The sequence below is a fragment of the Desulfoluna sp. genome (genome assembly GCF_030145185.1).
Classification (GTDB): Bacteria; Desulfobacterota; Desulfobacteria; order Desulfobacterales; family Desulfolunaceae; genus Desulfoluna.
Genome location: NZ_JAQYWB010000148.1, coordinates 1 through 3,354 on the forward strand (window position 1 = coordinate 1; position 3,354 = coordinate 3,354).

The following is a 3,354-nucleotide window of genomic DNA, read 5'->3' on the forward strand; positions in this document are numbered from 1 at the left end:
ACGAGGTAGATGCGCTTGATGGTGCCTTCCTGGATGCGCGTGACGGTGCGGGCGGGGATGGCTTGTTCGTTGAGCACGGTGCGGCAGAGTTCGGGATTCCCTTCAATTTTCCACCGGTTTTGCATGGTTTTTTCTACAGAGAGCGGTGCCTCGGAAATCTCTTTGAGAAAATAGTGGGGAAAGTTCTGTCGGTCGATATCCCGGCTGGTGATCTCGGTTTTCATGATGGAGTCGGGGGTGATGGCAGCCGGAGTGCCGTCGTAGTGGTAGGAGCGCATGCCCGCTTCCGCGCCGTTGGCTCGGGCTGTGGCGGCGTCAAGGATGACGATCTGGCCGGAGACGGGCTTGCCGTCGCGGCCTGTGATGGTCTTTTCGCCGTTAAGCTTGATGTAACGGGAGGTCTCTTCAACAAAGCCATAGACTTCGGAGACGGCGATATAGTGGTCGTCGGCGATTCCCACAAAGAGGGCCTGTCCACTGCCCTTCTGGGCGAGAAACAGTTTGCCGGGAGCCAGGTCGGTTTGCATGGTGATGGCGTGGGATCCCTTAAAATCATTGACGGCCAGGCGGAAAGCCTCTTCGATGCCATGGCCGGCTTTAAGGTAGGTTTCCACCTGCATGGGGATTACTTTGGTATCTGTGGTGATTCCCTTTTGGAGGGTGTCGAACCGGTCTTCGTAGTCTTCCTTGAGACTCACATGGTTGTCGATGTCACCGTTTAAGCTGACATGGATGATCCCGGATCGGGGCAGCCGGCCATCGGTGTTCTGGTTGTCCACGGGGTGGCAGTTGGCGTCGGTAATGGCTCCCACAGAGGCCCAGCGGGTGTGAGAAGAGACCGTTAACTCAGTGTGCCTGAAGGGGGCTACGAATTTCAGCAGGAGATCATTTTTGACCTGGCGCCTCAGGAAATTTACGTTATCGCCCAGACGGCCGATTTCAGCGGCTCGTTTGTAGACAAAGGCAATGGATGTGGCGTGTTTTCTCTCTTCCACGGTCACGGTGTTGTTGAGCAGTGTGTCGCCTTTGGATCGCTCGACCAGATTCTCTTCGAGTCCATTTGACTGCAGGCCGACCAGAATCTCGGACCAGATGGCAGCAGGGAAGGTGAACATGACGGAGAGACCGGCAGAGTCTCGGCCCCTGACCTCCAGGCGGTTGATGGCGTTGAAGGTGGTGTTGATCTTTTTATAGGGGATGATCCAGCCGTCCCCGGATTGCATGAGCTCGACACCGGCCAGGTCACGGACATTCTTTATGTTTTCAAGGCTCTCTTCGGTGAGGGACCAGGCGATGTCCCGAAGTTGTTCCAGGGAGGCAGCCACGGCGTCGGTGTCTGAAGGGGAGAGAAAACCAGCTTTTTGGGAAAACGCCTCTTCCTCACCGGTGAGAAGCGTTCGGGCCGACGTGGCTGCCCGGGTGAGGTGTTCCAGGTCTTCTGGCTTGAGAAGCAGGTTTGCGAAACAGCGATCTCCCTTGAGCCGACAGGCATCGCGGTAGAGAGCCGTTACCTTTTTGGCTCCTCCCAAGTAATCGGCAGAAAGCTCTCCAGTATCGGCAACGGTGGCAAGGCCCTTTTTGGCCATGGCGTCCAGGGCGTCCATGAGGGAGGGCATGACGACTTCGGTTGTGCCCCGTTCAAAGGAGACAAGGCCGGCCAGGCCGCAATGGAGGGTGGCTGGATCGTAGGGAAAGAGGACCCAGGCATTTCCGGTGAGTGTCTGGGGCCGTTTGCCGAGGCAGACAGGGGTGTTGAGCCGTGAACGAAGGGCGGTCCAGGAGGTTGAGAGCTTCCATGTCATGGTAGAGAGTCTCCGCTGAAGTATAGGGGTACCTGTTGGTGTCGTCTGAGGGCAGGTACGTGTTGTCCAAGGGTTAGGCTGGCTCCGTCTGGCGTACTGCGGAGCGGCATATCAGGCCTGGAGGGTGGTTCAGGATACCGACCGGGCCGAGTAATCTAAGATTTATAGCACAGCTTACAGGGTGAGATTTAAAAAAATGGCCGCGCAGTGCTTCGTTTCTGATTTTTTTTTGGCAAAGGGGTCAGGTGTCGCTGGGAGTGGCGACTTTTTTAGCGGTGGCGATTTGGGCCTCTTCGGGGGGGGGAGGTGTGCTGAAGTACCGTGTGATGGCTTTTCTTGCATACGCGCTTGCGCGGGTGCCTATATACGCCTGGTGACCGACCACGACAGCAATGGTCATGCCCCTGCCGGTTTTTTTGTCTCTGGCAAAACCGATAAACCAGTCCACCCGGACATCGTGAGATTCGTTAAAGATGGAGCCGGTTTTTCCTCCGAGGGTCAGATTCTTTAAAACAGGGTCTTTCCGGTAGCCGGAGAAACTTTTTCTGGCGGTCCCCGATCGGATGGTGCGTTGCATCAGCGCGTTTAAGGTGGAGGAGACCTTCGGAGGAACCGCGCACCCAAGGTTTGCGCGCTGATGGGCGTAGAGCATTTTCCCTTCGGACGTCTGAACCGAGTCCACGAGGTATGGGGCGGGAATTTCGCCACCGGTAAGGGCCGTGGCGCCGATAAGTGCCCCATGCAGCGGGGAGATCTTGGTTGTACGGTTGAACCCGCAGGCCACCTCTGCCCATTGGTAGGGGTCTTCTCCGACGGACAGGACGCTTTTCTCCACCGGCAGGTCAAAGGCGATCTCCTGGTTGAAGAGAAATTTCTCCCCGAATCCTGAGAGATTGTCCCGTTTGAGTTTCAGGGCGCCCAGTTTACCGAAGACCGGATTCACCGACTGGGCAAAGGAGTCCCGGAAGGTAATGGTGTTGGTGTATTGGTTTTTCTTCTCCTGGATCTGCCGCTTATAAAGGGTGTACTTTCCGCCATTAAAGGACAGGGTGCTTCGGGGGGTAAGGCCGAGTTTTTCTGCGGCTGCCGACGCCGTAATGATTTTGAAGATGCTGGCCGCCGGGTAAGAGGCCGAGAGGCTGGGATTAACGTCTCCGCTCTCTTTGCTGAATCCGGCCATGGAGAGGATGCGCCCGGTATCGGGATCCATGGCCACTGCCGCCACGTACCGTGGGGTGCCGCGTTTGCGGGCAATATTGCGCTTGAACTCTTCAATGAGAAGGGACTGGAGTTCCAGGTTGAGGGTGGTGGTGACGGTGAGCTTTTTGTCCCCCTGCTGAACGTGAATCACCTGATGATCCAGGCGGGACAGGGGTTCGGTATCGAGGAGGTCGCGCAGGCTGGTGCGGGAAAGAAGGTTGGGATTCTTCTGTGCGGAGTCTTGGGATGGGGCCGGTCTCTCCTTTTTATCGGGGATAAGGGCCACCACCAAGGCGATAAGCAGGGCCACGGCCACCGCCGCTGCCAGGCCGCGCACCACACCCTTTTTAAG

General features: G+C 57.1%; 1 protein-coding gene and 1 pseudogene. Both read right to left on the reverse strand.

Annotated elements, in window-relative coordinates; all coding sequences use genetic code 11:
• Nucleotides 1–1,802 (reverse strand): annotated as a pseudogene (locus Q1Q75_RS22480) (glutamine--fructose-6-phosphate aminotransferase); the annotation flags it as partial.
• A gap of 241 nt (nucleotides 1,803–2,043) precedes the next feature.
• Nucleotides 2,044–3,354, reverse strand: a 1,311-nt coding sequence (locus Q1Q75_RS22485; RefSeq protein ID WP_300675447.1) for a penicillin-binding transpeptidase domain-containing protein, incomplete at its 5' end; no start/stop codon positions are given.